Source organism: Endobacterium panacihumi (assembly GCF_050847465.1).
Taxonomy (GTDB): Bacteria; Pseudomonadota; Alphaproteobacteria; order Rhizobiales; family Rhizobiaceae; genus Neorhizobium; species Neorhizobium panacihumi.
This window is the reverse complement of sequence record NZ_JBOZRA010000001.1, coordinates 1,354,919-1,380,814: the sequence shown is the minus strand read 5'-3', so window position 1 is coordinate 1,380,814 and position 25,896 is coordinate 1,354,919. Positions and strand designations below refer to the sequence as shown.

At 59.9% G+C, this 25,896-nt stretch carries 33 protein-coding genes; 9 read left to right on the top strand and 24 right to left on the bottom strand.

Annotation, left to right across the window (positions count from 1 at the left end; all coding sequences use genetic code 11):
• The 11 genes from ACRQ1B_RS06905 to ACRQ1B_RS06855 form a co-directional block, all read right to left on the bottom strand.
• A complete protein-coding gene (locus ACRQ1B_RS06905) occupies positions 1 to 576 on the bottom strand; it encodes an acyloxyacyl hydrolase (RefSeq protein WP_432292895.1) in 576 nt (191 codons plus the stop codon).
• 248 nt (positions 577 to 824) lie between these two features.
• Positions 825 to 1,220 carry a hypothetical protein gene (locus ACRQ1B_RS06900; RefSeq protein WP_432292894.1) on the bottom strand — a complete coding sequence of 132 codons (396 nt, stop codon included), beginning with the start codon at positions 1,218 to 1,220 and terminating at the stop codon, positions 825 to 827.
• Positions 1,221 to 1,243: 23 nt separating this feature from the next.
• Positions 1,244 to 1,918 carry a phosphoribosylformylglycinamidine synthase subunit PurQ gene (gene purQ / locus ACRQ1B_RS06895; RefSeq protein WP_432292893.1) on the bottom strand — a complete coding sequence of 225 codons (675 nt, stop codon included), beginning with the start codon at positions 1,916 to 1,918 and terminating at the stop codon, positions 1,244 to 1,246.
• Positions 1,915 to 2,172 (bottom strand): hypothetical protein, encoded by a 258-nt coding sequence (locus ACRQ1B_RS06890; protein WP_432292892.1) that lies wholly within the window; start codon positions 2,170 to 2,172, stop codon positions 1,915 to 1,917. Before ACRQ1B_RS06890 ends, purQ begins: the two co-directional genes overlap by 4 nt.
• Positions 2,173 to 2,189: 17 nt before the next feature.
• On the bottom strand, positions 2,190 to 2,429 hold the full coding sequence (gene purS, locus ACRQ1B_RS06885; protein ID WP_432292891.1) for a phosphoribosylformylglycinamidine synthase subunit PurS: 240 nt from the start codon (positions 2,427 to 2,429) through the stop codon (positions 2,190 to 2,192).
• An 18-nt stretch (positions 2,430 to 2,447) separates the two neighbouring features.
• Complete coding sequence (gene purC / locus ACRQ1B_RS06880; RefSeq protein WP_112733334.1) at positions 2,448 to 3,212, bottom strand: phosphoribosylaminoimidazolesuccinocarboxamide synthase; 765 nt, start codon at positions 3,210 to 3,212, stop codon at positions 2,448 to 2,450.
• A 304-nt stretch (positions 3,213 to 3,516) separates the two neighbouring features.
• Positions 3,517 to 4,080, bottom strand: coding sequence for an RBBP9/YdeN family alpha/beta hydrolase (locus tag ACRQ1B_RS06875; RefSeq protein ID WP_432292890.1), 564 nt, complete (start codon positions 4,078 to 4,080; stop codon positions 3,517 to 3,519).
• A gap of 75 nt (positions 4,081 to 4,155) precedes the next feature.
• Complete coding sequence (gene purB / locus ACRQ1B_RS06870) at positions 4,156 to 5,463, bottom strand: adenylosuccinate lyase (protein WP_112733330.1); 1,308 nt, start codon at positions 5,461 to 5,463, stop codon at positions 4,156 to 4,158.
• 58 nt (positions 5,464 to 5,521) lie between these two features.
• Entirely contained in the window at positions 5,522 to 5,953 is a 432-nt protein-coding gene (locus ACRQ1B_RS06865) for a hypothetical protein (RefSeq protein WP_432292889.1), read from the bottom strand.
• Positions 5,954 to 6,024: 71 nt separating this feature from the next.
• The gene (gene rpe / locus ACRQ1B_RS06860; protein WP_432292888.1) at positions 6,025 to 6,702 is read right to left on the bottom strand and encodes a ribulose-phosphate 3-epimerase; all 678 of its coding nucleotides are present in this window, start codon (positions 6,700 to 6,702) and stop codon (positions 6,025 to 6,027) included.
• A 78-nt stretch (positions 6,703 to 6,780) separates the two neighbouring features.
• On the bottom strand, positions 6,781 to 7,848 hold the full coding sequence (locus ACRQ1B_RS06855) for a branched-chain amino acid ABC transporter substrate-binding protein (protein ID WP_432293828.1): 1,068 nt from the start codon (positions 7,846 to 7,848) through the stop codon (positions 6,781 to 6,783).
• A 152-nt stretch (positions 7,849 to 8,000) separates the two neighbouring features.
• Between ACRQ1B_RS06855 and ACRQ1B_RS06850 the strand changes: the two genes are divergently transcribed.
• Together ACRQ1B_RS06850 and ACRQ1B_RS06845 are read left to right on the top strand one after the other, a co-directional pair.
• Entirely contained in the window at positions 8,001 to 8,324 is a 324-nt protein-coding gene (locus ACRQ1B_RS06850; protein ID WP_432292887.1) for a TfoX/Sxy family protein, read from the top strand.
• 27 nt (positions 8,325 to 8,351) lie between these two features.
• The gene (locus ACRQ1B_RS06845; RefSeq protein WP_432292886.1) at positions 8,352 to 8,768 is read left to right on the top strand and encodes an OsmC family protein; all 417 of its coding nucleotides are present in this window, start codon (positions 8,352 to 8,354) and stop codon (positions 8,766 to 8,768) included.
• Positions 8,769 to 8,770: 2 nt separating this feature from the next.
• Here ACRQ1B_RS06845 and ACRQ1B_RS06840 read toward each other — a convergent pair whose 3' ends face one another.
• The gene (locus ACRQ1B_RS06840; RefSeq protein WP_432292885.1) at positions 8,771 to 9,268 is read right to left on the bottom strand and encodes a BON domain-containing protein; all 498 of its coding nucleotides are present in this window, start codon (positions 9,266 to 9,268) and stop codon (positions 8,771 to 8,773) included.
• Positions 9,269 to 9,334: 66 nt separating this feature from the next.
• On the bottom strand, positions 9,335 to 9,832 hold the full coding sequence (locus ACRQ1B_RS06835; RefSeq protein ID WP_432292884.1) for a peptide deformylase: 498 nt from the start codon (positions 9,830 to 9,832) through the stop codon (positions 9,335 to 9,337).
• A gap of 208 nt (positions 9,833 to 10,040) precedes the next feature.
• Here ACRQ1B_RS06835 and mgtE point away from each other — a divergent pair, with 208 nt between their 5' ends.
• Positions 10,041 to 11,456 (top strand): magnesium transporter, encoded by a 1,416-nt coding sequence (gene mgtE / locus ACRQ1B_RS06830; RefSeq protein ID WP_432292883.1) that lies wholly within the window; start codon positions 10,041 to 10,043, stop codon positions 11,454 to 11,456.
• Positions 11,457 to 11,519: 63 nt separating this feature from the next.
• Complete coding sequence (locus ACRQ1B_RS06825) at positions 11,520 to 11,906, top strand: MerR family transcriptional regulator (RefSeq protein ID WP_432292882.1); 387 nt, start codon at positions 11,520 to 11,522, stop codon at positions 11,904 to 11,906.
• A gap of 16 nt (positions 11,907 to 11,922) precedes the next feature.
• On the opposite strand, the gene ACRQ1B_RS06820 is transcribed toward ACRQ1B_RS06825, so the two are convergent.
• The gene (locus ACRQ1B_RS06820) at positions 11,923 to 12,912 is read right to left on the bottom strand and encodes a heparan-alpha-glucosaminide N-acetyltransferase (RefSeq protein WP_432292881.1); all 990 of its coding nucleotides are present in this window, start codon (positions 12,910 to 12,912) and stop codon (positions 11,923 to 11,925) included.
• 48 nt (positions 12,913 to 12,960) lie between these two features.
• Positions 12,961 to 13,656 carry a DUF599 domain-containing protein gene (locus ACRQ1B_RS06815; RefSeq protein ID WP_432292880.1) on the bottom strand — a complete coding sequence of 232 codons (696 nt, stop codon included), beginning with the start codon at positions 13,654 to 13,656 and terminating at the stop codon, positions 12,961 to 12,963.
• 227 nt (positions 13,657 to 13,883) lie between these two features.
• Between ACRQ1B_RS06815 and ACRQ1B_RS06810 the strand changes: the two genes are divergently transcribed.
• Both ACRQ1B_RS06810 and ACRQ1B_RS06805 read left to right on the top strand, forming a co-directional pair.
• Entirely contained in the window at positions 13,884 to 15,281 is a 1,398-nt protein-coding gene (locus tag ACRQ1B_RS06810; RefSeq protein WP_432292879.1) for an L-serine ammonia-lyase, read from the top strand.
• An 87-nt stretch (positions 15,282 to 15,368) separates the two neighbouring features.
• The gene (locus tag ACRQ1B_RS06805; RefSeq protein ID WP_432292878.1) at positions 15,369 to 15,806 is read left to right on the top strand and encodes a DUF1489 family protein; all 438 of its coding nucleotides are present in this window, start codon (positions 15,369 to 15,371) and stop codon (positions 15,804 to 15,806) included.
• 325 nt (positions 15,807 to 16,131) lie between these two features.
• Here the strand turns inward: ACRQ1B_RS06805 and ACRQ1B_RS06800 are convergent, their stop codons facing one another.
• From ACRQ1B_RS06800 to ACRQ1B_RS06775, 6 genes are all read right to left on the bottom strand, one after another.
• On the bottom strand, positions 16,132 to 16,401 hold the full coding sequence (locus ACRQ1B_RS06800; protein ID WP_153352193.1) for a hypothetical protein: 270 nt from the start codon (positions 16,399 to 16,401) through the stop codon (positions 16,132 to 16,134).
• Between the two features lie 107 nt (positions 16,402 to 16,508).
• Positions 16,509 to 17,906, bottom strand: coding sequence for a serine hydrolase (locus ACRQ1B_RS06795; protein WP_432293827.1), 1,398 nt, complete (start codon positions 17,904 to 17,906; stop codon positions 16,509 to 16,511).
• A 229-nt stretch (positions 17,907 to 18,135) separates the two neighbouring features.
• Complete coding sequence (locus ACRQ1B_RS06790) at positions 18,136 to 18,918, bottom strand: hypothetical protein (RefSeq protein WP_432292877.1); 783 nt, start codon at positions 18,916 to 18,918, stop codon at positions 18,136 to 18,138.
• 105 nt (positions 18,919 to 19,023) lie between these two features.
• Positions 19,024 to 19,632 carry a transglutaminase-like cysteine peptidase gene (locus ACRQ1B_RS06785; protein ID WP_432292876.1) on the bottom strand — a complete coding sequence of 203 codons (609 nt, stop codon included), beginning with the start codon at positions 19,630 to 19,632 and terminating at the stop codon, positions 19,024 to 19,026.
• Positions 19,633 to 20,145: 513 nt separating this feature from the next.
• Positions 20,146 to 20,757, bottom strand: a complete 612-nt coding sequence (locus ACRQ1B_RS06780) for a PilZ domain-containing protein (protein WP_432292875.1) — start codon at positions 20,755 to 20,757, stop codon at positions 20,146 to 20,148.
• Positions 20,758 to 20,880: 123 nt separating this feature from the next.
• Positions 20,881 to 21,477, bottom strand: a complete 597-nt coding sequence (locus ACRQ1B_RS06775; RefSeq protein ID WP_432292874.1) for a PAS domain-containing protein — start codon at positions 21,475 to 21,477, stop codon at positions 20,881 to 20,883.
• Between the two features lie 168 nt (positions 21,478 to 21,645).
• Here ACRQ1B_RS06775 and ACRQ1B_RS06770 point away from each other — a divergent pair, with 168 nt between their 5' ends.
• Positions 21,646 to 22,380, top strand: coding sequence for a rhomboid family intramembrane serine protease (locus ACRQ1B_RS06770; RefSeq protein WP_432293826.1), 735 nt, complete (start codon positions 21,646 to 21,648; stop codon positions 22,378 to 22,380).
• 134 nt (positions 22,381 to 22,514) lie between these two features.
• On the top strand, positions 22,515 to 22,949 hold the full coding sequence (locus ACRQ1B_RS06765; RefSeq protein ID WP_432292873.1) for a CBS domain-containing protein: 435 nt from the start codon (positions 22,515 to 22,517) through the stop codon (positions 22,947 to 22,949).
• Between the two features lie 13 nt (positions 22,950 to 22,962).
• Here the strand turns inward: ACRQ1B_RS06765 and ACRQ1B_RS06760 are convergent, their stop codons facing one another.
• The 3 genes from ACRQ1B_RS06760 to folE all read right to left on the bottom strand — a co-directional run bounded on the left by ACRQ1B_RS06760 (position 22,963) and on the right by folE (position 25,150).
• Positions 22,963 to 23,940: a patatin-like phospholipase family protein gene (locus tag ACRQ1B_RS06760; RefSeq protein WP_432292872.1), complete on the bottom strand. Its 978-nt coding sequence runs from the start codon at positions 23,938 to 23,940 to the stop codon at positions 22,963 to 22,965.
• Between the two features lie 124 nt (positions 23,941 to 24,064).
• Entirely contained in the window at positions 24,065 to 24,514 is a 450-nt protein-coding gene (hisI, locus tag ACRQ1B_RS06755) for a phosphoribosyl-AMP cyclohydrolase (RefSeq protein ID WP_432292871.1), read from the bottom strand.
• A 24-nt stretch (positions 24,515 to 24,538) separates the two neighbouring features.
• Positions 24,539 to 25,150 carry a GTP cyclohydrolase I FolE gene (gene folE / locus ACRQ1B_RS06750; protein ID WP_432292870.1) on the bottom strand — a complete coding sequence of 204 codons (612 nt, stop codon included), beginning with the start codon at positions 25,148 to 25,150 and terminating at the stop codon, positions 24,539 to 24,541.
• 294 nt (positions 25,151 to 25,444) lie between these two features.
• Here folE and ACRQ1B_RS06745 point away from each other — a divergent pair, with 294 nt between their 5' ends.
• Positions 25,445 to 25,894, top strand: coding sequence for an iron-sulfur cluster assembly scaffold protein (locus ACRQ1B_RS06745; RefSeq protein ID WP_432293825.1), 450 nt, complete (start codon positions 25,445 to 25,447; stop codon positions 25,892 to 25,894).
• Positions 25,895 to 25,896: the final 2 nt, after the last annotated feature.

Genomic DNA, 25,896 nt, shown 5'->3' with positions numbered 1-25,896 from the left:
TCAGAACTTATAGCCGACCAGAACGCCGGCGCGGGTCAGGCCGTTGTTCGGCTCGCCGCAGAGATTGGCGTGGCTGGAATGCTCGATCTGGCCGACGATGCGCCATTTCGGATCGAGATTGACACCGACAGCCGCATATTCATGAAACAGCGTGTGGCAGCCGAGCTTCGGGCCACGTGTGCCGTCGAATTCCAGGTCGCCATTGTTCAGCGAGCCACCAAAACCGGCTTCGAGGAAGAGGAAATCGGTGATGTTGGCCGTCCAGGAGAAGCCTGCGTAGATCTGCGAGGCTTCACCGGCCGTCGCAACGTCGGCGCCGACGTGAACGCGCGGGCGCACAAGCTTCTGCAGGCCTTGGGCTTCGTCATGATTCCACGGGTCGAAGAAAACCATGCCGGTAACAAAGGCACCCTTTTCATCGTTCGTCGGGGTTTTGTCTGCGGCAACCAAGGCACCGAAACGAACTTCATCGAAGATCGGCTTCTGGGTGACTTCGATGTCGGCGCCGATAGAAGCGCTTGCAGAGATCATCAATGCGCCGGCGGCTGCAATGAAGGAGAGGGTGGATTTCGACATCGCAGCAGTAATCATCGTGTGACTTGCACCCCTGAAGGAGCGAACCACGAACGGTGCGCTCTCCTGTTTGTGAACGAACCATAGGCCGCGAAAATGTGATCACGCAACTGAAAAGAAGGCGACATTGTGCGCGCGATGAAAAAGTTGAGACAGTGTTGCAGGATCAGGACGTTTTATCGGACTTTTTTGCGCTGATACCGCTTTTTTGTCCAGCCAGAAGGACGCAACAATGACTGCGATCGCTGCGATCAGCAGCCCGAACCGCCCCCTGCCCAGCGCAGGACGTCGGATTTGATTCGCTCTCCGGCAGCGCCTTGCATCAACGGGCCGAAGGCATCGAGGCGGGCCGGATTGCCTTCTGCCTGGATGACCAGCAAGGGGCGCGATTCCGGGCTGTGGCGTGGCACTGCAAGAATACGCGGACGGCCGGAGAATGAATTCAGTTCCGGCGCGAGGCGATAATCACGGAAAGCAGGATCGTTGGATTTGAACCAGCACGCGTTCGCCGCAACGGCGACGCGCTCCATGGTCGGCAACGCGGCGCGTTGCGGTGAACTTGCCGGTTTCTTATCCGATTGGCATCCGGCCAGAAGAGCAAGCGTGGCTAGAAGAATGCCGGAAGCGGCAAATGTGCGAAGGCGCATGCTGGTACTCCCGGCAGTTCTGATCAGGCTGCGATGACGTCGAGGGCGGAGGCGAAAATGCCGCGACCGTCCTTGCCGCCATGGGCATGCTCGATGAGGTTTTCCGGGTGAGGCATCATGCCGAGGACGTTGCCGCGGGCATTGATGATGCCGGCGATATCGTTCAGCGAGCCGTTCGGGTTGGTGCCTTCGGCATATTTGAAGACGACCTGACCGTTGCCTTCGAGGCTCTTCAGCGTTTCGGCATCGGCAAAATAGTTGCCGTCGTGATGCGCGACCGGGCAGCGGATGACCTGACCCTGTTCATAGGTGCGGGTGAAATCCGTATCGGCATTGACGATTTCGAGCTTCACTTCCTTGGAAACGAACAGAAGCGAGGAATTGCGCATCAGTGCGCCCGGCAGAAGCTGGGCTTCGACGAGGATCTGGAAACCGTTGCAGACGCCCAGAACCTTGACACCCTTTTCCGCTTTCTCGCGGATGGCCTGCATGACCGGCATGCGGGCGGCAATGGCGCCGCAACGCAGATAGTCACCGTAGGAGAAGCCGCCCGGAATGACGATCAGGTCGATGTCATCGGCAATTTGTGTTTCCGTCTGCCAGATGGTGACGGGCTCATGACCGGAGATCTTGGTGAGCGCGGCGATCATGTCGCGGTCGCGATTGAGGCCGGGAAGCTGGACGACGGCGGACTTCATGGGTGCGGTTCAAACCTTGCCTGGGCCTCGGAGAGCTCGCGCAGCTCGAGGCGGGTTTCGATACGGTCGAGGCGTTGATCCACGCGATCAAGTCGCGTGTAGATCTGATGAATATCCATCTGCATCGCAGCAACGCTGCCGCGAAGACTGCTCAGTTCATTCTTGGTGCTGGTCATGTCGAATTTCAGAGCCGAGATATCAGCGTGCATCTTCTTCAGAAGCTCGTACATCAATTCGTTCGTGACTTCGCTCATGCGAGCCTCCGCAACCTTCAGTCGATTGCGATAGTATAGTTCTCGATCACCGTGTTTGCCAGAAGCTTGTCGCACATGGCCTTGAGGTCGGCTTCGGCCTTGGCCTTGTCGCCTTCCAGTTCCAGATCGAAAACCTTGCCCTGACGGACCTGGCTAACGCCGGAAAAGCCGAGACTGCCGAGAGCGCCTTCGATGGCCTTGCCCTGCGGATCGAGAACACCGTTCTTCAATGTGACGGTTACCCGTGCCTTGATCACTTGATCGCTCCTGATTGCTTACTGGACGAGAACCGGACCCGTGCCGCGGATCGGTTCGTTTTCATTGATGATGCCAAGGCGGCGGGCCACTTCGGAATAGGCTTCGACCAGACCGCCGAGATCCTGACGGAAACGGTCCTTGTCCATCTTCTCGCGGGTTTCGATATCCCACAGACGGCAGCTGTCCGGCGAGATTTCGTCCGCCAGAATGATGCGCATCATATCGCCTTCGAACAGACGGCCGCATTCGATCTTGAAATCGACGAGCTGGATGCCGACACCGAGGAAGAGGCCGGAGAGAAAATCGTTGACGCGGATGGCGAGCGCCATCACGTCGTCCAGTTCGGCCGGGTTGGCCCAGCCGAAGGCGGTGATGTGCTCTTCCGACACCATCGGGTCGTTGAGCTGGTCCGACTTGTAATAGAACTCGATGATCGAGCGCGGCAAAACCGTGCCTTCCTCGATGCCGAGACGGGTCGCAAGCGAACCGGCGGCGACATTGCGCACGACGATTTCGAGCGGGATCATCTCGACTTCCTTGATCAACTGCTCGCGCATGTTGAGGCGGCGGATGAAATGCGTCGGAATGCCGATCTTGTTGAGATGCGTGAACAGGTATTCGGAAATACGGTTGTTCAGCACGCCCTTGCCGTCGATGACATCATGCTTCTTCTTGTTGAAGGCGGTGGCATCGTCCTTGAAGAACTGGATCAGCGTGCCCGGTTCGGGGCCTTCATACAGGATCTTGGCCTTGCCTTCGTAAATACGGCGGCGACGGTTCATTCGATTTGTCTCGTTGTTGGCGCGCTCACGTGGGCGCGATGGAAACTCTAGAAGCGGTCCCTTAACGGAAAAGTACGGCTTTCACAATGCAGGCCGGAAACTTCTCAACCGTGGCGGTGCGCTCTTGCGACCTGCTGGATGCCGTCTGCCTTTTACCCCGCTGATAATCGTTTCGTCCGGCTATCATCAGCCGCGAGTCTTGTGCGGTGCTTGCCTGAGCGTTGCGAAAGCTAGAACCCCAATTGCGACCGTCATTCGACCTGCCGGAGGTTTGGCATGGGAAAACGGCATCGCCAAAATGGAATCAGGTCTCCGGCGCTTTCAGCTTGGCAAGGAATTGGGCAAAGACCATTGTACCTTCCGGCCATGGTCCATGTCCCGACTCGGCATTAATATGGCCGGATTCACCGGCATCGATCAGCGTCGATCCCCAGGCATTGGCGATGTCGTCAGCATGCTCATAGGAACCGAACGGATCGTTGCGGCTGGCAATCGTCAGAGCCGGGAAGGGCAGCGGATCACGCGGGTAGGGGCCAAAGGTCATCAGATGTTTCGGCCGGATCGCCGGGTTGGCGACATCCGGCGGTGCCACGAAGAAGGCACCGGCGACCGGCTTTTCGAAATGCGGGATGGCGTGAATTGCTGTTGCCACGCCCAGCGAATGGGCAACGAGCACGACGGGTTTCGTCGAGGCATTGACCTCTTCCACCAGCCGCTTCACCCAGTCTTCCTTCACCGGTTTTGCCCATTCCGCCTGTTCTACACGGCGGGCGGTGCCGAGCTTCTGCTCCCAGCGAGTCTGCCAGTGGGTCGGGCCGGAATTGGTGTAACCAGGAACGATGAGAATTTCTGCGTCTGAAGCTTTCATGCCGCTTATCTGTGTTCGGTCTTCAGGGAGATCAACCCTCGGCGCGCCGAGGGTTGATCGATCTTGATGATGAAATTACGCCTCGCCGAAAACGCGACGGAAAATCGTGTCGACATGCTTGGTGTGATAACCGAGATCGAATTTTTCACGGATGTCGCTTTCCGAGAGCGCCGCACGGACTTCGGCGTCGGCCAGCAGTTCTTCCAAAAAGTCCTTGCCCTGTTCCCAGACCTTCATGGCGTTGCGCTGTACCAGACGGTAAGCGTCTTCGCGCGAAGTGCCGGCCTGCGTCAATGCCAGAAGCACGCGCTGCGAATGCACGAGACCGCGGAACTTGTTCATGTTCTTCATCATGTTGTCGGGATAAACGACAAGCTTTTCGATGACGCCGGCCAGACGGTTCAGCGCGAAATCGAGCGTCACTGTCGTATCCGGGCCGATGGCGCGCTCGACGCTGGAATGGCTGATGTCACGTTCGTGCCAGAGAGCGACGTTTTCCATGGCCGGCACGACCGACATGCGCACCAGACGGGCAAGGCCCGTGAGGTTTTCGGTCAGGACCGGGTTGCGCTTGTGCGGCATTGCCGACGAACCCTTCTGGCCCGGAGAGAAAAACTCTTCGGCTTCCAGAACTTCCGTGCGCTGCATGTGGCGGATTTCGATCGCGACGTTTTCGATTGACGAGGCGATCACGCCGAGCGTCGCGAAGAACATCGCGTGGCGATCACGCGGGATAACCTGCGTCGAGACCGGCTCGGCGATGAGGCCAAGCTGCTCGCAGACATATTCTTCCACGCGCGGGTCGATATTGGCAAAGGTGCCGACGGCTCCGGAAATGGCGCCGGTGGCGATTTCGGCGCGTGCAGCCACAAGGCGCGTACGGTTGCGGTCCATTTCGGCGTAGAAACGGGCAAGCGTCAGGCCCATCGTGGTCGGCTCGGCATGGATGCCGTGGCTGCGGCCGATGCGCACCGTGTCCTTGTGTTCGAAGGCGCGGGTCTTGAGCGCCGCCAGAACGCGGTCGACACCGGCAAGCAGGATATCCGTTGCACGTACCAGTTGGATGTTCAGCGTGGTGTCGAGCACGTCGGACGAGGTCATGCCCTGATGCACGAAACGGCTGTCGGGGCCGATGAATTCGGCCAGATGCGTCAGGAAGGCGATGACGTCATGTTTGGTGACGGCTTCGATCTCGTCGATGCGCGCGACGTCGAAGGTGGCGGCGTTGCCCTTTTCCCAGATCGTTTCGGCGGCCGATTTCGGGATGACGCCGAGGTCTGCCAGTGCTGTGCAGGCATGCGCCTCGATTTCGAACCAGATGCGAAACTTTGTTTCGGGCGACCAGATGGCGACCATTTCGGGGCGCGAATAACGAGGGATCATGGGCGGGGGCCTTCCTGATTGTCGAGAGTTGCGCCCCTGTAGCAAAGTGTTGCCGGTTTCACAACGCGCGCAGCGGATTCCAGCGATATCGAAACAGCCACGCGGCTGCCGCGAGGAAAACAGGACCGAGCGGCAGGTATAGGCGTAGCGCCATCACGGCGAACTGGTAGTAGGCGGAGGCCGAGGTGAAGAGGAATTGCAGCAGCCATATGTGGCTGGGCGGTTCGGCGTGCCACTGCGCGTAAAAAGACCGGTATTCGAGCGCAAAAAGACCGGCTGTGACGAATACGGTTCCGGCGGCAAGTGCAGTGATGGCGATGGCGAGAAACAGCCATCGAACACGGACATACTGCTTGAGAACGTGGCTCACAAGTTCGACCGCCCACCAACCGAAAAATCCGCCGAGAAAAAAGATGAAAAGGATCGTCGGCAGATGAAAGGTTTCGATGCGGTCGCGCAAAAAGAGGCCGGCGACCGCCGCGGTCGTCATTGCCAAGCCCCAAAGGAAGGCCGCTGCCGTCATGCAGCCGATTGCCTTCATCCGGGGCCGGGCGGCGGGCATCAGGCCCGCGCGGTTTCGGCGTTGCGGCGCAGCGTGTCGATCTCGGTGCGGTAGGCGGACTTGTCGCCCTTGCCGAAGATCGCCGAGCCGGCAACGAAGACGTTGCAGCCGGCCTTTGCCGCCGCACCGATCGTCTCGGTGGTGATGCCGCCATCGACCTGAATTTCGATCGGGCGATCACCGATCATCGCCTTGGCGGCAGCGATCTTGTCGAGCATGGCCGGAATGAATTTTTGGCCGCCGAAACCGGGATTGACGCTCATGATCAGGATGAGATCGATATCATCCAGCACGTTTTCGAAGACAGACAGCGGCGTGGCCGGATTGAGCGTGACGCCGACCTTCTTGCCGAGTGAGCGGATGGTCTGCAGCGAGCGGTGCAGATGCGGACCCGCCTCGGCATGCACGGTAATGCTGTCGCAACCGGCCTTGGCGAAGGCTTCGAGGTAGGGATCGACCGGCGCGATCATCAGGTGGCAATCAAAAAACGCCTTGGTATGTGGGCGCAGTGCCTTGATGACGTCAGGGCCGAAGGAAATGTTCGGCACAAAGTGGCCGTCCATGATGTCGAGATGGATCCAGTCGGCGCCGGCTTCGACGACGTCGCGCACTTCCTCACCCAAGCGGGAGAAATCGGCGGCAAGAACGGAAGGGGCGATACGGATCGGCAGCGTCATGCGAAAAATCTCCGGCAGGGACTGAATTTGGCTGGCCTTAGCACCGCGTCATAACCGAGACAATGACCGGTCACCGTATCAATCGGTTCGCATCGCCGGCTCGAGAAAATTGTTGTCGCGCCATTCGAGAAGACGCAGCGGATTGGCCTGTAATTCCTGGTCTTTGCCAAAGCCGATAGGGCCGATGACGGTGGAAAAAGACTGTTCGATGAGGTGGTCGATGACGCTACCGTTCGCAGCGGCCTGGCGGACGATTTCCACGGCCGCATAGGCGGGCAGGGCGTAACCATCCGGCTCGGCGTTGCGGGCGCGGAATTCGCCGACGATAGTCTGGGCTTCGGGAAGCGTTGTGTAATCCGGCAGTGTGACCGCGAGCACGCCGTCCGGCAGCGGGATCGGGCGATTGGCGGATTTCAGCGCGTCGCCTCCGATCACGGTCAGCGAAATCTTGTCGGCCGCCGCATCGCGGGCAATCGTTGCCGTGTCGTTGCGATCCCCGCCGACAAAGGCATGGGTGGCACCGGCTTTTGCCAGCCGCCGTACCAGCGCCAGTTGCTGTTCCTGGCCGGGACGGTAGGTGTCGGTGAAGACGGGTTTAATGCCGCCCGCTTCCAGCTTCTGGCGAATGACGCTGGCGAGATCGCGGCCATAGATCGTGCCGTCCTCGACAAGCGCGATCGGGCGGTTCTGCCATTGCGTCAGCATCACCTCGGCAAGCTTTTCCGCCTCGTCGCCATCGGCCGGCGCCATGCGGAAGAACGGCCATTCATAACGCTGCGCATCCTCCATCAGGATTTTGGAGCGCACCGACAGGGTGATGGCCGGTATACGGGCATCCTTCAGGTCCGGCAGTGCTTCGGACAGGGTTTCGACACAGAGGAAGCCGATAGCGGCAGCGGCCTGTTCGACGCGCAGGCGCTCAGTGATCGCCTTGCCGGCGCCCTGTTCGCAGGTCTCGTTGATTTCGACCAGACGGTCGCCGGTTTTGGCGGCGGCAGCGCGCGCGCCTTCCAGAACCTGCGCTCCAAGGCCTGCATAAGGCCCGCCCTGCGGCGCGACGACACCAATGGTTGCCGCCATGGCCGTGCAGGTGCCCGCCAGCAGCAGGCCGGCAACGGCAAAGGTCGGGGCTTTCAACGTCGCGATCATGATGCTCAACTGTTTCACTCTGCCGGTCCGCCCAATCTGGATCGGCGGGCCGGTTGCGTCAAAGAGTTTCGCCTATAACACGAAGATGTTTGCCATGGACAATGGCGGTGATGAAATCCTATCGATAGGCGGGTTAATTGGAGTGCATCATGGATATCGTCGCGATCGAGGAAATTTTTGAAGGTCTCGGGCCGGTCACCGTCAAGCGCATGTTCGGCGGCAAGGGCATTTATCATCGCGGCCTGATCTTTGCGCTGGAATTGCGTGACACTTTGATGCTGAAGGCCGATGCGATCAGCGGGCCGGAATTTGCCGCAGCCGGTGCCGAGCAATGGAGTTACGAGGGCAAGAAGGGTAAGCCGGTGCTGATGCCCTATTGGACCGTGCCGGAAGAGGCGCTGGACGATCCCGACGAGATGACGAAATGGGCGCGGCTGGCCTATGAGGCGGCTGTGCGCTCGCAGGCGGAATGATACGGTTTTGGAAGGCGGGGATTTTGAATGGTCGATGTGAAGGTGAAATCGCGGCCGGTGGGAGCGCTGGCCAAGGTCGGACGTCACGGCCATCCGCATCTCGTCAGCGAAACGGGTGGTGAACTCGATGTCATCACCAGCGCCTCGATGCCGGGCTTCAATCCGCTGGACCTCCTCTATTCGTCGCTCGCGGCCTGCCTCGTCTTGAGCGCGCGGATTGCCGCGAGCCGCATGGGCATTCTGGAAAAGCTGGAAGAGGTGTCCGTCCATGTGACGGGACAGAAGAGTTCCGGCGAACCGGCGCGGGTCGAGAATTTTGACGTGAAATTCGAACTGTCGGGGGATTTCGACGCGCAACAGCGCGCCGAAATCATTCATAAGGCGGAAGAAATCTGTACGGTCAGCAATACGCTGCTGGCCACGCCGACCATCCGCATTGTCTGACTTTATTCGTCGTCATCCGGAATGTGGCTGTCGACGCCGCCCGATGTGATGCGGTTCACGACGCGGCCGACGCCTGGAACGCGCTGCACAGTGGCAACGATCCGGGGGATGAGCGCGTCGTCATCGACCATGCCTTCCAGTACCACGGTCGTATCGTCGACATGCAGGTCGATCATTTCCATCTGCAGGTCTTCGAGATTTTCGAGCGCATCGCTGATGCGTTCCTCGAGATCGTCGTCATTCTCGCGCCCGACGGTTTCCGGCAGGCCACGGTCACGCAGCCGGTTTTCCTGACCATCGGCCTCGATACCGTCGACGCGGAAACCGCCATTGCGCTCGCGGTCAAAATTGCCGGAGGCGCCGTATTCACCGTTGCCGGCCGGTTTCGAGGTCGCGCCCGGCTTGTCGGCATAAGGCCAGCCTTCATCGATATCGCGCGCCTCGTAGTCGCGAAAATCCTCTTCGCGCGACAGGTCGTTTTCGCTTTTCTTCAATGCCATGACAGCCTCCTGATTTTGGTCTCGGGAGGCATAACGTGCAGGTCGGCGGATTGTTCTATATTGCGTTTAAGCGCGGGACGATTTTTCCCATTTTTTGACCAGTCGCTCGCGCTTCAGCCGCGACAGTCGCTTCAGCCAGAAAATGCCGTCGAGCTGGTCGATTTCATGCTGGATGCAGATGGCGAGAAAACCTTCTGCATCCTCTTCGTGGGCGACGCCTTCGAGATCCTGATAACGGAAACGGATCTGTCTCGGCCGCTCCACCTCGTCGGTAAAACCGGGCATGGACACGCTGCCTTCCATATGCCGCATCGTCTCTTCCGACGAGATCAGCACCTCCGGATTGGCGTAGATGCGCACGCCATCTTCCGGCGAAAGTTCGATCACGGTGAGGCGCAGAAGCGTGCCGACATGGGCGGCCGTAATGCCGACACCGGGGGCTGCCCGCATCGTTTCCAGAAGATCGTTGGCAAACGTGCGCAGGTTATTGTCGAACACGGTGACGGGTCGGCAGGGCTGGCTGAGAAGAGGATCCGGATAGGCTAGAATTTTCAGGCGTGTCACGCGGCACCTTGACGAGAAACTATCGGTTTTGGCTTGGGTCAAAACGGCTCTGGACCCTGCTTTGGAATTGTTCTAGCAGATAACCGCGCGCCTCGGGAACCAAACCCGGCCGGTTGCGCTATCCAGTTGTTGAAAATCGGTTTTTCGCTGCATATTCGTCCGACGCGACGAATGGCGGTGCGATTCCTTTAAGTTTGAGGGCGGCCTGATGACGAATATCGACGAAGATCGCCTTCGCCCGACACCGGAAGAGCTTTCCGACGACATCTATTCGGAAGAGGGCGCCATCCGCGCCGATTTCCTCGCCATGGTCGGTGCCGCGATTGCCGATCGCGATGTGCTGTTCCTGCGCCAGAACGTGGCGAAACTGCACGAATCCGAACTCGGCGACCTTCTCGAAGCCATTCAGCCGGACCAGCGTCTGGCGCTGGTCAAGCTGCTCGGCGACGACTTTGACCTGACGGCGCTGACGGAGGTCGATGAGACGATCCGTATGGAGATCGTCGACCAGATGCCGAACGAGCAGATTGCCGCGGCCATCGGCGATCTGGATTCGGACGATGCCGTCTACATTCTCGAAGACCTCGACAAGGAGGACCGCGAGGAAATCCTTGCGCAACTGCCGTTTACCGAACGCGTTCGCCTCAGCCGCGCGCTGGATTACCCGGAAAGCTCGGCCGGCCGCCGCATGCAGACCGAGTTCGTGGCGGTGCCGCCGTTCTGGACCATCGGCCAGACGATCGACTACATGCGCGAAGAAGAGGATCTGCCGGAAAGTTTTACGCAGATCTTCGTCATCGATCCAACCTTCAAGCTGCTCGGCGTCATCGATCTCGATCGTATCCTGCGCACCAAGCGTCAGGTGAAGATCGAAACCATCATGCGCGAGACCAATTACCCGATCCATGCCGACATGGACCAGGAAGAGGCGGCGCAGCTTTTCGAACAGTATGACCTTCTCTCCGCTGCCGTTGTCGACGACAATGGCCGTCTTGTCGGCGTGCTGACCATCGACGATATCGTCGACGTCATGCAGGAAGAGGCGGAAGAAGACATCATGCGTCTCGGCGGTGTCGGTGACGAAGAACTGTCGGACTCCGTGAAAGCGACGTCTCGGTCGCGTGTGCCGTGGCTGCTGGTCAATCTCGTCACCGCCTTCATGGCGGCCTCCGTCATCGGCCTGTTTGATGCCACCATTCAGCAGATCGTGGCGCTCGCCGTGCTGATGCCGATCGTGGCCGGTATGGGCGGCAATGCGGCCTCGCAGACGATGACGGTGACGGTGCGCGCGCTAGCCACCCGTGATCTCGATATCCACAATTCCTGGCGCATCATCCGTCGTGAGGCCGGTGTCGGGCTCCTGAACGGCGTGCTGTTCGGCATCTTGATCGGCACGGTCGCCGGCCTGTGGTTTCAGGATCCGAATATCGGCGGCATCATCGCAGCCGCGATGCTGATCAACATGATGGCGGCGGCAATCGGTGGCATCATGGTGCCTCTGCTGCTCGACAAGTTCGGGGCAGACCCAGCGGTCGCGTCCGCGGTATTCGTTACCACGATCACCGATATCATCGGCTTTTTCTCGTTTCTCGGCCTTGCGACATGGTGGTTCGCCATCAGTTGATGGGCCAAAATTGACTTGTACGTAAAGGTCAATTAAATTTGCTGCTCTGAAAAGGGCACGCGCGTGAACAAATATTATAGCATTACCGAACTGACCCGCGAATTCGGCGTTTCGACGCGGACCCTTCGCTTCTACGAGGATGAGGGCCTTATCCATCCCGAACGCCGCGGACGGACCCGCCTGTTTCGCACGGCCGACCGTCGCCTCATTCAGGAAATCCTGCGCGGCCGCCGTATCGGTTTCACCATCGCCGAAATCCGCGAGATCGTACAGGTCTACAAGGAACCGCCGGGCGAGATGGGGCAGCTGAAGCTCTTGATGAAGCGCATCGACGAGAAGCGCGAAGACCTGCGCCAGAAACGCAAGGATATCGAGGAAACGCTGATCGAACTCGACAATGTCGAGGAAGCCTGCCTCACGCGTCTAGCCGAAATCGGGGTTGGCACCTGATCCTCATGCCAGACGCTTACCGTGCGATGATCGAGCATTCCTGCGCGAGTGATTGAACGCGCTCGTCGGTCTGCGGGTTGATCTGCCCCTGGTTCATCGGCACCAGCAAGGATTGCTGTTCGAGACGTTCCCCCGTGCAGGAACAGAAGCGCTGGCACATGCCGGCGTCTTGCCCGGCGCCGTTGCATCCACTCACGCAGGTGCGCATGTAGCTCTGCATAGGGTCGGGGGCCGGGGCGGGATAAACCAGCGAAAAGATGTAGAGCAGGCCGATCAGCACCGGCTGGTGGATCAGATAGAAGGCGAGGCTGTGCTGTCCGGCTTTCCCGAGAATGTTGGGCTTGGTTTGCAAGGCGGCGAGGCGTGTCAGCCAGCCGCGGGTAAGGGCGAGTTTGCCGACCGCGATGCCCATCAACGGCGCTGCCAGCCACGGAAACAGCGGCACAAAATCGTTGGAGCGCGGAGGCGTTGCGGCAAAGCCCGTCCAGTTGAGATAACGCGGGTCGAAGAAGGTGCTGCTGAACAGGCCGGGGTAGACATGGCCGTTGATATAACCCGCAGCGGCAATGCCGATGGCGACGAGCGCGGTGAACAGGGGCGGCAGGCGCAGGAATGCTAGGCCGATGAGGCCCGTCAGTGCGATACTGTGCAGGATGCCGAAATGGATCCATTCGTCCGGCATGGCGAAGAATGTGCCGATGCTGATGATGATGGCGGCGGTGGCGACCATGCCGAAACGCTTGGCGAACGATTGCCAGCGAATGGACGGTATATGCGCGAGAACAAGGCTGAAACCGGCGAGGAACAGGAAGGAACTGGCGATGCAACGGGCATAAAGCTTCCATCCGCCCTGTGTCGCTGTCTCCAACGGGATATAACCGAAGAAGCCGAGGTCCCAGGTGAAATGGTAGGAGGCCATGGCGATCAGTGCCAAGCCGCGCAGCGTGTCGATCAGAAGGATGCGCGGCTTTTTCGGCGCGCTCGAAGTCGGTTCAGCAATGGCCACGAAAACTCTTTCAGGCTGGATTGGGCGTTGAGCGGCGTCCGTCTTCCATCATCGCCCATCTTCCATGACAGCTTGGCGCGCCTCGGAAAAATACTGGCGGCGGGTCAGGGCGACGATGACGACGACCGTCATGGCCATGAACATATAGGGCCCGGCGAACCAACCGAGATAGCCGATCGACAGAAAAAATGCGCGCAGCCCCGAATTGAAGTGGCTGGCTGCGATCGTGTTCATGCGGATCACCTGATCGGCGGCGCGTTCGGCGGCCTCTCTATTGCCGTTCGTCTCGTGCATCATCGGCAGCGCGCCAAAGAGGATGGTGCAGTAGTTGAACAGGCGATAGGACCAGCCGAACTTGAAGAAGGCATAACCGAAGATGACGGTGAGGCCCGCGACCTTCAGCTCAAACGAGGTGCGGCCGCCATAGGAGGCGATGGCGAGGTCGCGAAACACGGCTTCCACCTGATCGGTGGCGCCGAGCAGCGCAAAACAGCCGCCGATGGCGAGAATGGATGTCGAGGCGAAAAATGCCGTGCCGTTCTGCAGGCCCGCAAGGATCTGCGTGTCGATCATCTTCAGGTCGCGGGTCAGCGAATTGTAGATCCAGTTCTTGCGGCGTTCGGCCATCACCCGGTTGAGGCTCTGGCGCGGCAGGTATTTGCCGCCGGAACCGGCGGAAAACCAGCTGTAAAGCGCCCAGAGGACGACGAAGAGGAGAAGGGCGATATAGTCGGCATTCGACATGGGCATGACCGGGTTGGAAAGGACCGAATTTCAGCGAATTCTTCTGTAATGCGTCAGAATCGGCATGCCCGGCAAGGTGGCTACGCGATCACGATCATCCTATCCACATTGCGTAACAGGAATTTTGATCCTATGTCGCTGCGACAAAACCGGATGTCGGGCAATCGCCTTAGCTTGCCTTTCGTCAAGCGTAGCCTGACTTCATATTACTCGCGATGTGGACTGCCATGTTTCTCTCCGTCTTCGACGTCTTCAAGATCGGTATCGGCCCCTCGAGCTCCCACACGATGGGTCCGATGTCGGCTGCCAATCGCTTTCTCGACCTGATCCTGTCGGACGACTGGCCGCGTCCAGCGGGCGCGCATGTGGCGGCGCTGAAGGTCAGCCTGCATGGCTCGCTGGCTTTTACCGGAATTGGTCATGGCACGGGCAGGGCGGTCGTTCTGGGCCTGATGGGAGAGGCGCCGCAAAGCGTCGATCCTGACGCGATGGACGGTATCATTGCCGAGGTGGAGCGCACGGGGCGTGTAACGCCGCCCGGTCATCCGGCCTATGAGTTCCAGCCGAAGACGGACCTGATCTACGACAAGAAGGTGCCGCTGCCGGGACACGCCAACGGCATGGCTTTCGAGGCGCTCGACAAGGATGGTCGCCTGCTGCTGAAGCGTATCTATTATTCGATCGGCGGCGGTTTCGTGGTGACGGATACCGAACTGGAAGCGATGCGCGGCCAGAAAAAGGTCAGTTCCGACCGCGTGCCCTATCCCTTCTCCTCGGCCAAGGAAATGCTCGAGATGGCGCGCGGCGCCGGTCTCAGCATCGCCGCGATGAAGCGCGCCAATGAAGAAACCAAGATGAGCCGCACCGAGCTCGACGAAGGGCTCGACCGCATCTGGGATGCGATGAGCCGCTGTATCGATCGCGGCCTGCAGGTGGACGGTATCATGCCGGGTGGCCTGAAAGTGCGCCGCCGTGCCCGCGCCATCCATGAAAAGCTGGAGGCCGAATGGCGCTCCAACCGGCTGAACCCGCTGCTCGCCAATGACTGGCTGTCCGTTTATGCCATGGCGGTGAATGAGGAAAATGCCGGCGGCGGCCGCGTCGTCACCGCGCCCACCAATGGTGCGGCGGGTGTCATTCCGGCGACGGTACGATATTTCCTGCATTTTCACGAGGATGCGACACGCGAAGACATCCACACCTTCCTGCTGACGGCAGCGGCCGTCGGCGGCATCATCAAGCACAATGCCTCGATCTCCGGCGCCGAAGTCGGCTGTCAGGGCGAAGTCGGTTCGGCGGCGGCGATGGCGGCGGCGGGTCTGGCGGCTGTCATGGATGGTTCGCCGGAGCAGATCGAGAATGCCGCCGAAATCGCGCTCGAACACCATCTCGGCATGACCTGCGATCCGATCGCCGGCCTCGTACAGGTGCCCTGCATCGAGCGCAACGCGCTGGGAGCGGTGAAGGCCGTCACGGCAGCCTCCCTGGCGATCAAGGGCGACGGCACGCACTTTGTGCCGCTCGACGCCTGTATCGAGACCATGCGCCAGACCGGCAACGACATGAGCGAGAAATACAAGGAAACCTCGACCGGCGGCCTAGCCGTCAATGTCGTGGAATGCTGACCCGCTGATGGCGGGCCTGTGGATGCAGGCCTGCCATGCCGCGACCTTGGCTTGACGTGGGCCGCGTATGGGTCTTGAAGCGAAGACATGGCACTTCATCTCGTCAAACTTTGCGTCGGCGCCGATTCCATTCAGGATTTGCAGGAATGGGTGGCGGAACGTTCCTTGAGCGCAATCGCCGCCGGTCTTGAGCCGCATTCGGTGCACACCACACGCATGGTTCCCAAGCGCGTCGAGGAACTGCTGGCCGGCGGGTCGCTGTACTGGGTGATCAAGGGCCAGGTCATGGCGCGGCAGAAACTGCTCGACATCGAGACGTTTACGGGCGGTGACGGCATCGGTCGCTGCCATCTCATTCTCGGGCCTGAAGTGATCGAGACCATGCCGCAGCCGCGTCGTCCCTTCCAGGGCTGGCGGTATCTGACTGCGGAAGATGCGCCGGCCGATCTCGGCAGTCTCGGCGAAGACGTCATGGCGCTGCCAGAAGATTTGCGGCGGGAACTGGCGGAACTCGGCCTTCTTTAGAGCGGTTGATTGTTAAATGGAAACAGTTCTGCCGGAGCAGGTTTTCGTCGGGGCAGTGGCGATTGGCGAAGGGCATACCGGAAGGTACGGTCGAGCCGATCGCCGCTGATCCCGGCGGAAAGATGCCCGGCCCCTTCGGGGTTGGCTGAAACGGGCCGGCTGATCGCATGGCCGGCTTGGCCGTATGCTTTGGCTACGACGCGCGCCGGCCATGCGACCATCCAACTCCGTTTGAGCCAACAGAACTGGTTCCATTTAACAATCAACCGCTCTAAACGACAAAAGCGCGCCATTGGCGCGCCTTGAAGTGTGAGACTGCTGTCGATCAGCGCAGCCGCATGTGGATCGGCGCGTTGCCGGACCGCACGGAAATATGCAGGTGGATTTTTGCTTCCGGCTGGGTGTAGCGCCAGGCACGTGCCGCATGCGTCAGGAGCAGGCCGACCAGATCGCGAGTCTTTTCACGCGGGCGGTTCATGCCCATTCCGGCAATCCGCATGGCCGCTTCATGCAAGGGATGCAGCGACGGCCCACGCATCGGGCTCTTCAACGTCGTCGGGAATTCACGTTCGATGTTGTTTTCGTTCACTGCCATATCTGACCTCGTACGCTTTACTCTTCGAGGGCTGAAACGAAACCGGGCCAAGAAACGCAGCCCGGCTGCTGCCGCCGGTTAGCCGACGGCAGCGTCACCCATGTGCTTTACTGGAGCGAAGCCCAGCATTTGATACCCTTTTTCTTCAGGGCGTTGCAGGCATTGACGGCCGTCTTCTGGTCGTCGAACCCGCCGAAACGGGCGCGATAAAGCTGGCTGCCATTGGCGTTGACGGCGACCGTGAACGGCTTTGCACCGCGAAGTGCGCTGCCGCCCTTGTCCTGTGCGCTGGACAGCAGGCCCATCGCCATGTCGCGGTTCGGCGAAACGCCGATCTGGACAACCCAGCCGGCAATCTGCTGTGCCGTTGCGGCCTGACGGTCGGAACGTGTCGATGCGGTGGTCACGGCATCGGTTACGGCAGCAACTTTCTGCTCCGATGCCGGTTCCTTCAGGTAGCCGGCGGCCGGTGCAAGGCCACGCGGCGGAACCGGTGCATTCGTTGCAATGACCGAAGAAACGGCATCGCGCGCGCCCTGCGATTTCGGTTCGGCCGCATAGGCAGATGCGCCCGCAACCTTCTGTTCGTAACGCGCCTCAGGCGTCGGACCGGCATTGGGCAGGTCCATGGAAGCCAGCTGGCGAACATCGACGGACGGAGTGCTCGGCTTGGGAACATCCGTGACCGGCAGCGAAGGCGCCGGAGCCGTCTGGGCGATCAGGTTGCTGTTGCCGCCGCGCGAGGCCTTTGGAAGATAGGTGGCGACAAGCTTGCGCATCTGCGCGTCGCGGGCGGCACTGCCCTTGGCGCCGAGAATGACGGCGACAATCGAGCGGCCATCGAGCTGTGCGGATGTGGCAAGGTTGCTGCCGGCAGCCTGCGTATAGCCGGTCTTGATGCCGTCAACGCCCTTCACATTGCCGACGAGGCGATTGTGGTTGCCGATGACCTGCTTGCCGAAACGGAAGCTACGCGTGTTGAAATAGCCGTAATACTGCGGAAAGTGCTGGCGCAGCGCGATGCCGAGGCGGGCCTGATCGCGGGCCGTCGTCATCTGCGCGGTGTTCGGCAGGCCGTGGGCGTTGCGATAGGTGGTGCGCGTCATGCCGAGCGCACGGGCCTTGTTGGTCATCATCTGCGCGAAACGCGCTTCCGAGCCGCCGAGGAATTCGCCCATGGCGGTGGACATGTCGTTGGCCGAACGCGTGACCAGCGACAGGATGACCTGTTCGACGCTGATCGAACCACCGGCACGAACGCCGAGCTTGGAAGGCGGCTCCGAAGCCGCGTGCGCGGAGACCGGCACCTTGTCGCTCAGCGAAATCTTGCCGGCTTCCAGCGCTTCAAACGCAAGATAAAGCGTCATCATCTTGGTGAGGGAGGCCGGATAACGAAGGCCATCGCCATCTTCGTTGTAGAGAACCTTGCCGGTCTTGGCGTCAACGACGATGCCGGCATATTTGGCGGCGAGAGCGGGACTGACGAAAATCGTCGACGCTACGATCGCCGCTACAAACCGACCAGCAACCCGGGCGGTTTTCGATGCGCCATCCTTGGGGAGAGATGAACTGAAGAGGGTTTTCAACACGCCTGCACTCGCTACTTGCAACTCGATGGTAATGGGTCCGGTCGCGCCCCCGCAGCGTGCCGTTGCAGTGCACTTTAGGTCAGCAGCGTTACCAACTCGTTTATGATGAACCCGACGTTGCAGCGTTTGATCGAATTTTAGCAGCTTATTGCGCGAGTTTTCGCTTGGTAGCGCGCTCACGTACAAAACGGGCGATTGCGGCGTCAATGCGTCCCCAGTCTCGCAAAAGCGACGGAGAGAATCGATAAAGAACCGTGAGGTCCTGTCCCGCCCTTATGTCTCGTTGGCAACTTGCGCTATTGGCGGCGGCGGCCGACGTGGAGTTCGCTTCGGTCGATCGCGAGGGCATCAGGCAGCGGACGGCATAGCTGTCGCCGCCGGCCGTCGGTGCGGTCAGGATGACTTCCTGGCCATAACCGCTATCGGCGCGAAGGTGATGCGCGGTGAGCCCATAAGGGCCGGGCAGGGGCGCGCCGTCGAACAGGCGGGAATAGATCGGCTCCACGCGTCCGGACATGTCGCGTGACATGGTGCTTTGCGACAATTGCAGAAAAATCAGTCCGTCCGTGGTGTGTGAATCGTCGAAACGATTCTTGAGGGGGACGCTGTAGCCCTGCATTTCCGGCCAGGTGAGGTAGAGGTCGATTCGTTCACTGTCGCCGGAGTGCCGCTGTTCGCCGAAACGGATGGTGTTGACCGGCAGGCGCAATTCGTCCTGGCCAATGCGGACAGTGACCTCTTCGCGGCTGTCGGTATGGCTGCCGAGCGCCAGTCTCGGGCCGATCCATTGGCCGCCGAGGCTGATGGCGAAGGTTGCGGCGACCATGAGGCCAAGACCTGCCATCAGGCCAAATGCCATCCGATTGCTGATCAGTGGTTCCTGATAATCGTCCTGTTGCGCCATGGTGACCTGCCTGCTGCCGAGCATGTCTTTTCACATGAGGCTTGTGCGGAGCAGGCAGGGCGAACGAAAAAAAGCCCGGCGCCACGTTTGCGTGGGCCGGGCAAGTTTTCAGTGAGGGCATTGCAAGAATTACTGGCTGACGCTGCCGACTGCGATGGCGCGGCCATCCTGCAGCTTGACCCAGCGGCCTGGATCTTCGTTCGACTGGCGCTTCAGGTAGGTGTATTCGGTATCGGCCCAGAGCATGACCTTGTTGCGCATGTTGTCGAGGATGAAATCGCCGCGATCGGTACGCACGGTCAGTACGGCATGGCCTTCGCCATTCGGCTGCAGCACGACGGTGATCAGCAGGGACGAAGCATCAAAGCCCTTCTGCATGAGCATCTTGCGCTTGAGGAGAACAAAATCCTCGCAGTCGCCGACTGTCGTCGGGTAGGCCCACTTCTCCTCGACGCCGTAGATTTCCTGGTCGGTCATCGGCTGGATAGCGGTGTTGACGGTGTAGTTGACGTCGAGCAGGGTGCGCCACTTGTCTTCGGTCAGTGCGACCGCGCCACGGTCACCATTGGTGCGGACGCATTCGCTGCGATAGGTCTTGCAGAATTCGTAATGACCGATCGGCGGGTTGGCCTGACCGATGACCTTCATCGTGCCACCGGCAGCGGATGCGAGCTGTGGCTGAAATGCTGCGATGAAGGTGGCGATAGCGGCGATCACCAGGGCTGTGCTCTTCGTCATTTTTCTTGTCTCCCCGTTGGTGAGGAGACAATCGCAGCAAGGTTTTGATCCGGCGGAAAATACCGTCGTAAAAACAAATGCTTATTTGAATTCAATGCGCATAAAACACGCAGAAAAGTCGACGAAAATTCGAAGCGTATTTGCGCTAAATTTAGTTCAAATTTGAACCATTGGCGCCGTCCCGCAAACGCTATGACGCCTTATCGCTCTGGTTTTATTGTGATTTTGGCACTTTCGATGATGCCGGATTAAAGGTTGGCGAAGTGGTTGAAGATCGAGCACGTTGTCATGCTCAATCGCTCGTAAACCTTGTTTGTCAGGCACTTGGTCACTGTTTCAGGTCGGTACGCATCAATTCGGGGCTCAAAAAAAACGTGCCGAAACGAGATTTTTTTCGTTGCGCCGCCAATTTTGTCGAGTCTTGGCCGTCCCGCCCTGGCGAATGACACGAAAAAGCCGGCGGTTTGAGCCGCCGGCGGGGTAGATCGTTAATCTTGGAAAGCCTGCGTGCGGCTAAAGGAAAGCCCGCAACGACTCGCGGGACTGGACCGAGGCGAATTCGATCGCCACGCCTTCGATGAAGTGACGCACGATGCGGCCACGCATATTGCCGAGCATGACCGGTGTGCCGAGTGCCGGGCGGATTTCAATGTCGACGGCGGCACCCGAAAGCGAAAGGTCGACGATCTTGCATGGATATTTGCGTCCGTCGTCCAGAACGATCTCCGTGCGGGTCACACGCGGCGTCAGACGATCGTGGCGACGATCTTCCGGCAGTCCGAGTTCATGCTTGTTGGCAAGCCAGGTCAGTTGGGCGGCCAGTTTTTCGCGTTTGCGGTCCGTGGCATTGATGGACATGTAGAAACCATCGGCGGTGACGCCGATGACATTGCCTTCGATACGACCGAGGTTTTCGATATAGGCGATCACGCGCTCATTGGCGGATGGTCGCGCCTCGCACGAAAAGACGACGTCGCCCGGAGACATTTCCACTGCCGTGCAGGGAAATTCCTCGTGGCTTTCGAGCATCAGTCGGCCGCTCATGCCAACCGTCACCCGCTGGAAGGCGCGCTCCTGCGCACCCTGCGGTGGTGTCGATGGTTGAGCTGGCTGGAAAGAGTACATGCTCGTTCTCTCAAGTCGCGATGCGCAAGTTCTTAAATGTTATGACGCCCATTATGCGCCGAGCGGTGCAGGGCGCTGTAATGGATATCCCATCGCGGTTAATAGAACGTTCTGATTGGCTTGTCAGCTTCTTCCAGAAAGACCGTCATCTACTATTTCAATTGATAGAAGACGGCGCATGAAGCGTGAAAACCGCGTCCGATCCGGAGGAATTTGCGGGTTATCCTCACCGATACTGCGCGATTCGCCGGCATGCAGACATGAAATCGTCTCAAGGCGCGCACTGTTGCGAGGCTGCCGCGGCAGGATCGCTCCGATAATCCGGTCAGGTTCCGAATCGCCCGAGCGCATTGGCAGCAACACCAGTTGGTATTCATGCACGCTTTCAGCGGCAATGCCGGTGACGTCCGTCACCATCGGCCGGCCACGCGCCAGCATCGCCTGTATGCCGATATTGGCATGGCGGCGCTGCGTGCGATGCCACAGGCAGGCAAAAGGACGACCGCGCAACTCGTGGCCGAAAATCGCACAAAGACGGGTGCCGGCCAGCCGGAAGGACAGAATGCCGGCGTCGTTTTTGCCGAGAATAAAAAGATCGGGGAGCATGTGGCGCACGCGTGCTGGTTCGAACTCCCGTTGCTGCGGGAGTGCGCCATCTCGTTTCAGTTCAAGCCAATAGCTGAATAATTCGTTTCCTGCTTCGGTCTGCATCGTATCCATGTGTCGTATTTCGGTACAAGATTCATTCTTCCCCGGCCCCGTATGATGACCGTAGCGAAAACCATGCCAGATGAGCGCCGGCGGTGAGGCGGTTGCTTCCGTTTGCTGCGTCGCTCCTGTAAGGCTGGGGGACAAATGAGCAGGTGAATGATGAGCGACAGACCGGATATGCCCGCCCCGCCGCCGACAGACGATGAGTCGAGAGACGATGATCCGGCTCAGGATGAAGGCCGTCAGCCGGTTTTCAACCTGCCGGGCATTCTCACAGCGACCGTGCTGCTGCTGGCAGGCATCTATCTGGTCGACGCCTATCTGTTGCCGGACCCGTGGCGTGAATGGCTGCTGGTGACGTTTGCATTCATTCCGCTTCGTTATCTCTATCCCTTTGCCGATGAGGGATTGCGGCAAATCTGGACGCCGGTCACCTATTCGCTGATGCATGGCAGCATGCAGCATCTGCTGTTCAACGGTCTTTGGCTGGTTGCCTTCGGCGCCCCTGTTGTCCGCCGCATCGGCGCTGCGCGTTATCTCGCCTTCTGGATTTTTTCGGCTGCGGCATCGGCCTTTTTTCATGCCGGTCTCAACTGGGGCGAGCCGACAGTTCTGATCGGTGCATCGGGGGTGATCTCGGCGCTGATGGGGGCTGCCTGCCGTTTCGCCTTTCCGCGCCACGGCGGTTACGATCGCACCTTTGGCCATCTTTACCCCCGCCAGTCGATCATCGGCTCCCTCAAGAACCGCACCGTGGCCGTCTTCGTGGCGCTGTGGTTCGCCGGCAATATCCTGATTGCGGTCGGACTGCCGCTGTTCGATGCCGGCTCCGATGCCATCGCCTGGGATGCGCATATCGGCGGTTTTCTGTTCGGTTACCTGCTGTTCGGGATGTTCGATCGGGTGCGCTGAACGCCGGTCTCTCACAAAATGTTGCTTTTAGGCTTTCAACGAGGCACCATCCCTATGGTTGCAGCGCTGGCCGGGGAGGGCTTTTTGCGTTGCAACGTTTCGCGGAAACGCAAAAGAAACGTGAGGAGAGAACCGTGCCCCAAACCGTAAAGAGCATGCTGGATGCCAAAGGCCGCAATGTCGTTTCGGTCAGCCGCGACCAGACCCTGAGCGAAGTCGCAGCCATCCTCAACGAAAAGCATATCGGCGCCGTCGTGGTGACAAGTCTTGAAGGCCGTATCGCCGGAATTTTCACCGAGCGCGATCTGGTGCGCGCCATTGCCAGCCAGGGAGCGGCGGTGCTGGAAAAGCCGGTATCGTCCTCGATGACCGCCAATGTCACGCATTGTCGTGAAGACAATACCGATGACGAGCTGATGGAAATGATGACGGCCGGTCGTTTCCGGCACGTGCCGGTGGAGGCTGATGGAGCGCTTGTCGGGATTATCTCGATCGGCGACGTGGTGAAATCGCGCATCAGCGAAATCGAACACGAAGCCGAACAGATCAAGGCCTATATCGCCGGCTGACCGGCTGAAGCGATCATCGGGCGCAGATTTCCTGCATGCGCTTCAGCGCGACGATCTGCGCTTTCGTTTCCTCGTAGCCGCGCCGGATGGCTTCGCCGGCGCGGTGAAACTCCGACAGGCCGATATCGCTGAGGCGCGGATGCAGCGCCAGATCCGGCGGATCACCGGCGAGGCGTGCGCGGGAAATGCGTTCCTGAATGATGTTGAAGGCCTGCACCATCGTGCCGGTCATGCTGATGCGGCTGGCCGCACGACCGCCGGCATCGTCCATGCGCTGCCGCTGCTCGATCTCCTGAATGCTGGCATTGTGGCGCACCACGGCTGCACGGCCAAAAATGTCGTAGTTGAGATTGACCCCGACGACGAGCGGCTGCTCGTAGGCGCGGCAGACGGATGTCGGAACCGGATTGACCAGCGCCCCATCGACGAGCGTGCGGTTGTTGCATTTGACCGGCTCGAAAATGCCGGGCAGGGCGTAGGAGGCGCGCAGGCCCGTGATCAGCGAGCCGCTGGCGATCCAGACTTCGTGGCCGCTCTGCAATTCGGTTGCGACGGCAACGAAGGGACGGCTGAGGTCCTCGATGGCGATGCCTTCCATATGTTCCTGCATGCGCTTGGTCAGCCGCATGCCGCCGAACAGGCCGCCGCCGCCGATTGTGAGATCGAGCAGGCCGGCGATGCGGCGCATGGTCAGCGAGCGGGCAAAATTTTCCAGTTCATCAAGCTTTCCGGCGAGGTAGCAGCCGCCGACGAGCGCGCCGATCGAGGTGCCGGCAATCATGCCGACTTCGATGCCTTCTTCGTCCAGCGCGCGCAGCACACCTATGTGGGCCCAGCCACGTGCCGCGCCGCCGCCGAGGGCCAGTGCGATCTTGGCTTTGCGGTGCTGCGGATTTTCGGGAGGTCTGGGAGGAGCATCGAGAACAGCGGCACCTCCGGCGTCCGATGCAGGAGCGGGGTGCGGAGTGTTTCTGTTCCAGGACCAGTTCATGTCTTCCGCGTCTCCTTCACGCCAGATCATCAACCCAGATGATCATTAGGCTCCCGAATGGGTTTCGAAAGTATTGATCAACGGCAAATGTGACAGGAAACGGGACGGCGCGACGATTCGTTCCTCAGCTGGCGTACACGCTATCGGGATCGAAATGCTTATCGTCATCGGCGATCTCGACGACAGCCTTGCCGTCGATTCCCTTCACCGTGCGGTAGAAGCAGGAGCGGCGGCCGGTGTGGCAGCTGGCATCGTGGCCGGCGACGCGCACCTTCAGCCAGACGGCATCCTGATCGCAATCCGTGCGCAGTTCCTCGACCGTCTGCAGATTGCCGGACGTTTCGCCCTTCTTCCAGATTTTGGCACGCGAACGGCTGTAATAATGGGCGATGCCGGTCTCGATCGTCAAAGCGAGTGCCTCGGCATTCATATGCGCCACCATCAGCAATTCGCCATCGCGCACATCGGTGACGACGGCGGTGACGAGGCCATGGGTGTCAAAGCGGGGCGTAAAATCGCCGCCCGCCTCGAGTGCATGCTTGTCGGCGGACGGTGCGGCAAATGTCAGCGTCATGATATCCCTGCGGATCGGCAGTGTTTATGTGCGGATAAGGGTCAGGAAACGCGCCTGTTCGGCAGCATTGTTTTCGAACTCGGCGGTAAACGTGGTCGTCAGCGTGGTCGAACCCTGCTTCTGCACACCGCGCATGGCCATGCACAGATGTTCCGCATCGATCATCACGGCGACGCCACGCGGGTCGAGCACATCCTGAATGGCATTGGCGATCTGCGCCGTCAGCGCTTCCTGCGTCTGCAGGCGGCGGCCATAGATTTCCACGAGGCGGGCCACCTTGGAAAGGCCAAGCACGCGACCCTTCGGAAGATAGGCGACATGCGCCTTGCCGATGATCGGCACCATGTGGTGCTCACAATGCGAATAAAACGGAATGTCGCGGACCAGCACCATGTCCTTGTAGCCGGCGACCTCTTCGAAGGTCCGGCCAAGGATTTCCTCGGGCGACTTGTCATAACCGGAAAACAGTTCGCGATAGGCGGCGGCAACGCGTTTGGGCGTATCCAGCAGGCCTTCGCGCGACGGGTCGTCGCCGGTCCAGCGCAGAAGCACACGCACCGCGTCCTCGGCCTCCTGCTGGGTCGGGCGAGCATCGGTTTGGCCTGCGGCCGGAAAGTTCTTCACAATGGCATCCATCTATCGTCTCCTGATCCTGATGCGGGTCAAGGTCGCATCCGATCCTAGTGCATTGACGCGTCAGCCTCGGCTGTCGAACGTCATTTTGGCGCTATCTGACGCCGCGCGGCCCATTTTACAAGACATTGCATTCCGATTTCGGGGCGGATGCCGCTAAAACCTTGCGTCTTGATGCAGGCTTCCACCGATAGCATATAATGGTAATGAAGGCGGCATGACAGATCATTGCCGAAGACGCAGTGTTCGAAGACGGCGAATATTGGCCGCGAACCGACGATCCGGAAACTGGTGACCATGGACGACATCTATAACAGCCGCATTCTCGAGCTTGCAGGCAATATCGGCCTTTCCGGCGTGCTGGAGGATGCCGACGGCGTTTCGGAAAAACATTCGAAACTATGCGGGTCGAAGGTGAAGGTCTTTGTGAAGCTTGAGAACGGCGTTGTCACCGACTTTCGGCACAAGGTGCGGGCCTGTGCGCTGGGGCAGGCCTCTTCGGCGGCGATGGCGAAACATGTGATCGGCGCAAGCGTGGAAGAACTGCGTCAGGCGCGGGCCGACATGCTGGCCATGCTGAAGGAGGGCGGCGAGGGACCGGTCGGCCGTTTTGAGGAAATGCGGGTGCTGAAACCCGTCAAGGATTACAAGGCGCGCCACGCCTCCACCATGCTGACCTTCGATGCCGTGGTCGATGCGATCGATCAGGCCGAGGCGCGAACTGACGCCACCGCTGCGACGGCCTGACC

What these genes read in the sequence shown, in the direction of transcription:
- ACRQ1B_RS06905 (WP_432292895.1), bottom strand. Translation starts at nt 576, where the DNA reads ATGTCGAAATCCACCCTCTCCTTCATTGCAGCCGCCGGCGCATTGATG.
- ACRQ1B_RS06900 (WP_432292894.1), bottom strand. Translation starts at nt 1,220, where the DNA reads ATGCGCCTTCGCACATTTGCCGCTTCCGGCATTCTTCTAGCCACGCTT.
- purQ (WP_432292893.1), bottom strand. Translation starts at nt 1,918, where the DNA reads ATGAAGTCCGCCGTCGTCCAGCTTCCCGGCCTCAATCGCGACCGCGAC.
- ACRQ1B_RS06890 (WP_432292892.1), bottom strand. Translation starts at nt 2,172, where the DNA reads ATGAGCGAAGTCACGAACGAATTGATGTACGAGCTTCTGAAGAAGATG.
- purC (WP_112733334.1), bottom strand. Translation starts at nt 3,212, where the DNA reads ATGAACCGTCGCCGCCGTATTTACGAAGGCAAGGCCAAGATCCTGTAT.
- ACRQ1B_RS06875 (WP_432292890.1), bottom strand. Translation starts at nt 4,080, where the DNA reads ATGAAAGCTTCAGACGCAGAAATTCTCATCGTTCCTGGTTACACCAAT.
- purB (WP_112733330.1), bottom strand. Translation starts at nt 5,463, where the DNA reads ATGATCCCTCGTTATTCGCGCCCCGAAATGGTCGCCATCTGGTCGCCC.
- ACRQ1B_RS06865 (WP_432292889.1), bottom strand. Translation starts at nt 5,953, where the DNA reads ATGACGACCGCGGCGGTCGCCGGCCTCTTTTTGCGCGACCGCATCGAA.
- rpe (WP_432292888.1), bottom strand. Translation starts at nt 6,702, where the DNA reads ATGACGCTGCCGATCCGTATCGCCCCTTCCGTTCTTGCCGCCGATTTC.
- ACRQ1B_RS06850 (WP_432292887.1), top strand. Translation starts at nt 8,001, where the DNA reads ATGGATATCGTCGCGATCGAGGAAATTTTTGAAGGTCTCGGGCCGGTC.
- ACRQ1B_RS06845 (WP_432292886.1), top strand. Translation starts at nt 8,352, where the DNA reads ATGGTCGATGTGAAGGTGAAATCGCGGCCGGTGGGAGCGCTGGCCAAG.
- ACRQ1B_RS06840 (WP_432292885.1), bottom strand. Translation starts at nt 9,268, where the DNA reads ATGGCATTGAAGAAAAGCGAAAACGACCTGTCGCGCGAAGAGGATTTT.
- mgtE (WP_432292883.1), top strand. Translation starts at nt 10,041, where the DNA reads ATGACGAATATCGACGAAGATCGCCTTCGCCCGACACCGGAAGAGCTT.
- ACRQ1B_RS06815 (WP_432292880.1), bottom strand. Translation starts at nt 13,656, where the DNA reads ATGTCGAATGCCGACTATATCGCCCTTCTCCTCTTCGTCGTCCTCTGG.
- ACRQ1B_RS06810 (WP_432292879.1), top strand. Translation starts at nt 13,884, where the DNA reads ATGTTTCTCTCCGTCTTCGACGTCTTCAAGATCGGTATCGGCCCCTCG.
- ACRQ1B_RS06805 (WP_432292878.1), top strand. Translation starts at nt 15,369, where the DNA reads ATGGCACTTCATCTCGTCAAACTTTGCGTCGGCGCCGATTCCATTCAG.
- ACRQ1B_RS06800 (WP_153352193.1), bottom strand. Translation starts at nt 16,401, where the DNA reads ATGGCAGTGAACGAAAACAACATCGAACGTGAATTCCCGACGACGTTG.
- ACRQ1B_RS06790 (WP_432292877.1), bottom strand. Translation starts at nt 18,918, where the DNA reads ATGCTCGGCAGCAGGCAGGTCACCATGGCGCAACAGGACGATTATCAG.
- ACRQ1B_RS06785 (WP_432292876.1), bottom strand. Translation starts at nt 19,632, where the DNA reads ATGACGAAGAGCACAGCCCTGGTGATCGCCGCTATCGCCACCTTCATC.
- ACRQ1B_RS06780 (WP_432292875.1), bottom strand. Translation starts at nt 20,757, where the DNA reads ATGTACTCTTTCCAGCCAGCTCAACCATCGACACCACCGCAGGGTGCG.
- ACRQ1B_RS06775 (WP_432292874.1), bottom strand. Translation starts at nt 21,477, where the DNA reads ATGGATACGATGCAGACCGAAGCAGGAAACGAATTATTCAGCTATTGG.
- ACRQ1B_RS06770 (WP_432293826.1), top strand. Translation starts at nt 21,646, where the DNA reads ATGCCCGCCCCGCCGCCGACAGACGATGAGTCGAGAGACGATGATCCG.
- ACRQ1B_RS06760 (WP_432292872.1), bottom strand. Translation starts at nt 23,940, where the DNA reads ATGAACTGGTCCTGGAACAGAAACACTCCGCACCCCGCTCCTGCATCG.
- hisI (WP_432292871.1), bottom strand. Translation starts at nt 24,514, where the DNA reads ATGACGCTGACATTTGCCGCACCGTCCGCCGACAAGCATGCACTCGAG.
- folE (WP_432292870.1), bottom strand. Translation starts at nt 25,150, where the DNA reads ATGGATGCCATTGTGAAGAACTTTCCGGCCGCAGGCCAAACCGATGCT.
- ACRQ1B_RS06745 (WP_432293825.1), top strand. Translation starts at nt 25,445, where the DNA reads ATGGACGACATCTATAACAGCCGCATTCTCGAGCTTGCAGGCAATATC.